The sequence below is a fragment of the Acidovorax sp. genome (assembly GCF_046341535.1).
Taxonomy (GTDB): domain Bacteria; phylum Pseudomonadota; class Gammaproteobacteria; order Burkholderiales; family Burkholderiaceae_C; genus Acidovorax.
The window spans coordinates 1-3,964 of the sequence record NZ_JBKDRI010000192.1 but is presented as its reverse complement, the minus strand read 5'-3'; the positions used below and the strand labels follow the sequence as shown (position 1 = coordinate 3,964).

Below are 3,964 nucleotides of genomic sequence, written 5' to 3'. Positions count from 1 at the left end.
AACCTATTGAGTCGGCACCTTTGAACTTGAACCAGCCGTTCGGGCTGAGCCTGTCGAAGCCTTGCGCAGAGCTTCGAACCGCATCAACGCATTCAAGTTGGTTGATGCCGACTCAATAAAAACGGCAGTTGACCGCTTGTCATCTTGCCGCACACCGCATGGACTCGATCCCTGGGGTTGTCTTTGCAGCCTCACCTTTGGGGTGACAGCACTATGCACTTGCCAGCACCGCTTTTGGAGTGCCATGCGGTGTTGCTCCTCCTTGCAGGCACGAGCCTGCCGCGTCGTCGCGCCTTGCCTGGCACCCCAAAAGCAGCGCTGGCAAATGCATCCAACTGCCGTTTTTAGGTTCAACCAACTTCTCGCCCGGGACCCCAGACGCGCAGGTGACAAACCCTGACGCAGTCCCAAGGTCCCTCACGCGACAATGGCCGCATTCACAGTCCCGCAAAAGACAGCCCATGGACGACCCCATTCTTACGATCGAAGAACGAGAGGCGATCAACTCCGGTCGCTGGTTTTCATCCCTTTCACCTTCGCTGCGCCACGACATTTTGCGATGCGCCTACGTCAAACGCTTCAAGGACGGCGGCCTGATTGCCGCCCGTGGAGACCCGCCCGAGGAGTGGATCGCGTGCGCGCGCGGTGCGGTGCGCGTGAGTTCCACCTCCATCTCGGGCAAGCAGATCACGCTGACCTACGTCGAGCCAGGCATCTGGTTCGGCGATGTGGCGATTTTCGACGGAGACCGTCGCACGCACGACGCCTACGCGCATGGCGACACCACCGTTTTGTGCGTGGCCAAGGCCGACTTCAAGAAGATACTTGCCGCCCACGTGGAGTTCTACGAGGCCATGCTGCGCCTGCATGCGCGGCGCATCCGCCAGCTTTACGGCCTGGTGGAAGACCTCAACACCCTGCCCCTGCGCGCACGGCTGGCCAAACAGCTGGTTCACCTGGTGCGCAGCTACGGCATCCCCAGCCTGTCCGACGGCAGCGAGATGCGCATCGGCCTGCAGCTGGCGCAGGAAGAGCTGGCACAGCTGCTGGGAGCATCGCGCCAGCGGGTCAACCAGGAGCTCAAGGCCATGGAGCGCGAGGAAGCCATTCGCATCGAACCGGGCGGCCTGGTGGTGCGCGATCGCGCAGCACTCATGCGCATCGCCGAGAGTGACCGCTGAACCATTCCACGCCAGCCATGAGCGACTTTGATCATTTTGTCGGCACACGCCCGGTGTCCGAACAGCACGCTTTCGACACCGTGGCCCTGACCGACTGGCTGGAGGAGCACATGGAGGGCTTTTGCGGCCCCCTGGCTGTGGAGATGTTCAAGGGTGGCCAGTCCAACCCCACCTACAAGCTCAACACGCCGGGCGCCAGCTACGTGATGCGCTCCAAGCCGGGGCCGGTGGCCAAGTTGCTGCCTTCGGCCCATGCCATCGAGCGCGAGTTTGCGGTGATGAGCGGCCTGTACGGCACCAATGTGCCCGTGCCGCGCATGCATGTGCTGTGCGAGGACGAAAGCGTGATCGGCCGCGCCTTCTACGTCATGGAATACATGCAGGGTCGCGTGCTGTGGGACCAATCCCTGCCCGGCATGGATCCCGCTGGCCGAGCGGCCATCTATGACGAGATGAACCGCGTGCTATGCGCCCTGCACACCGTGAAGTTCGCTGACCGAGGTCTGGCCGGTTATGGCAAGCCAGGCAACTACTTCGAGCGGCAGATCGGCCGCTGGAGCAAACAGTACGTCGCATCCATCACCCAGCCCATCGATGAGATGGATCGCCTGATGCAATGGCTGCCGGCCCACATGCCCGCCAGCGCGCGCGACGAGCGTCATGTGTCCATCGTGCACGGCGACTACCGCCTGGACAACCTCATGTTTCACCCCACCGAGCCGCGCGTGATTGCCGTGCTGGACTGGGAGCTGTCCACGCTGGGCCATCCGCTGGCCGACTTCAGCTACCACTGCATGAGCTGGCACATCCCGGCGTCGCTCGGCCGAGGCATTGCCGGGCTGGATCTGCGCGCGCTGGGCATCCCCGATGAAGACACCTACATCCGCCGTTACTGCGAACGCACGGGCATCGCCACGCCCGAGTCGCTGCGCGCCGACTGGAACTTCTACCTCGCCTACAACCTGTTCCGCATTGCAGCCATCCTGCAGGGCATTGCCAAGCGGGTGGAGGCCGGCACAGCATCCAGCGCGCAGGCCAGGGCGTCTGGCGATACGGCCCGGCCCATCGCGCAACTGGCCTGGTCCTTCGCGCAGCGCGGCTGAGCCGTGCGCCGCCACATTGCCCCACCGATTTGTTGACGGAGCCCCCATGGACTTTGACTATTCCCCCAAAACCAAGGAACTGCAGGCCCAACTGCTCCAGTTCATGGACGAGCACATCTACCCCGCCGAATCGGTTTATTCGGCCGAATTGGCGGCCAACACGGCTGCGGGCAAGCGCTGGTCTGCGCTTTCCACCATCGAGCAGCTCAAACCCAAGGCCCAGGCCGCTGGCTTGTGGAACCTTTTCCTGCCGGTGGACAGCGCTGCCGCATCGGGCTACGAAGGCGCGGGCCTGACCAACCAGGAATATGCGCCCCTGGCCGAGATCATGGGCCGCGTGCCATGGGCCAGCGAGGTGTTCAACTGCTCTGCCCCTGACACGGGCAACATGGAAACCATTGCCCGCTATGGCGACGAGGCCAACAAGGCCCGCTGGCTCAAGCCACTGCTCGAAGGCAAGATCCGATCGGCCTTCGCCATGACCGAACCGGCCGTGGCATCAAGCGACGCCACCAACATCGAGACGCGCATTGAGCGCCAGGGCGATGAGTACGTGATCAATGGCCACAAATGGTGGATCTCCGGCGCTGCCGACCCACGCTGTGCGGTGTTCATCACCATGGGCAAGACCGATCCCGAGGCGGCGCGCCACTCGCAGCAGAGCATGGTGCTGGTGCCTGCAGACGCCAAGGGCATCACCATCATCCGCCCGCTCAACGTATTCGGCTACGACGATGCGCCCCACGGCCACGTCGAGATGAGATTTGATAATGTGCGCGTGCCGGTCTCCAACATCCTGCTTGGCGAGGGTCGCGGCTTCGAAATCGCCCAGGGTCGCCTGGGTCCTGGCCGCATCCACCACTGCATGCGTCTGATCGGCCTGGCCGAGCGCGCACTGGAGCTGATGTGCAAGCGCGCCTCCTCGCGGGTTGCTTTCGGCAAAACGGTCGCCCAGCAGACCGTCACGCAGGAGCGCATCGCGCAGGCCCGCTGCAAGATCGACATGGCCCGCCTGCTCACCCTCAAGGCCGCATGGCTGATGGATATGGCAGGCAACAAGGTGGCCAAAACCGAAATCGCCATGATCAAGGTCGTGGCGCCCTCCATGGCCTGCGAAGTGATTGACTGGGCCATGCAGGCACACGGCGGCGGCGGCGTGAGCGACGACTTCCCCCTGGCCTACGCCTATGCCAACGCCCGCACGCTGCGCTTTGCAGACGGCCCGGATGAAGTCCACCGCAATGCCATTGCCAAATGGGAGCTGGGAAAGTACGGGGCCTATGGCCGCGATGCAGGCGTGCCCATCACGCGCGGCAGCTGACCGTAAGGAGCCGCGCCGCAGGGACACACGGCATGACAGCCCTTGTCGCGCGGGCATGGCTTGCAACGAAGAGCCTGCCAGGCCGCGACAGCTGTTCGCAGACGCTGACTCAACGCATTGGCTTGGGCCCGTTCACACTGTTTTTGTCAGATGCAACAGTGGACAGCGTGAACAGACCCTAGGAGCCTGTCGGACTTGGAAATCGTCGGCTGCAAATCGACCGCAGCGGTCCATTTTTAACCGCCTTTTTGCCCCATAGCTCGGCTATGGGGCTGCAAATTCGGCAAAAACTGTCCTCGCTGGGGCAGATTTTCGCTTTCGACGCTCCAAGTCCGACAGGCTCCTAGCCCGGATATTTC

General features: G+C 63.2%; 3 protein-coding genes. All 3 read left to right on the top strand.

Translation table 11 applies throughout. From position 1 onward, the window contains the following. The first annotated feature begins 461 nt into the window (after positions 1 to 461). Genes ACK543_RS14420 through ACK543_RS14410 form a run of 3 tightly spaced genes read left to right on the top strand, consistent with a single transcriptional unit; the run spans position 462 to position 3,605 of the window. Positions 462 to 1,181 (top strand): Crp/Fnr family transcriptional regulator, encoded by a 720-nt coding sequence (locus ACK543_RS14420; RefSeq protein ID WP_409943524.1) that lies wholly within the window; start codon positions 462 to 464, stop codon positions 1,179 to 1,181. A gap of 17 nt (positions 1,182 to 1,198) precedes the next feature. Beyond that, positions 1,199 to 2,284 (top strand): phosphotransferase, encoded by a 1,086-nt coding sequence (locus ACK543_RS14415; protein ID WP_409943523.1) that lies wholly within the window; start codon positions 1,199 to 1,201, stop codon positions 2,282 to 2,284. 46 nt (positions 2,285 to 2,330) lie between these two features. Further along, positions 2,331 to 3,605: an acyl-CoA dehydrogenase family protein gene (locus ACK543_RS14410; protein WP_409943522.1), complete on the top strand. Its 1,275-nt coding sequence runs from the start codon at positions 2,331 to 2,333 to the stop codon at positions 3,603 to 3,605. The last annotated feature ends 359 nt before the right edge of the window (positions 3,606 to 3,964 follow it).

Coding starts and splice junctions, on each gene's coding strand:
- ACK543_RS14410 (WP_409943522.1), top strand. CDS start 2,331: ATGGACTTTGACTATTCCCCCAAAACCAAGGAACTGCAGGCCCAACTG.
- ACK543_RS14420 (WP_409943524.1), top strand. CDS start 462: ATGGACGACCCCATTCTTACGATCGAAGAACGAGAGGCGATCAACTCC.
- ACK543_RS14415 (WP_409943523.1), top strand. CDS start 1,199: ATGAGCGACTTTGATCATTTTGTCGGCACACGCCCGGTGTCCGAACAG.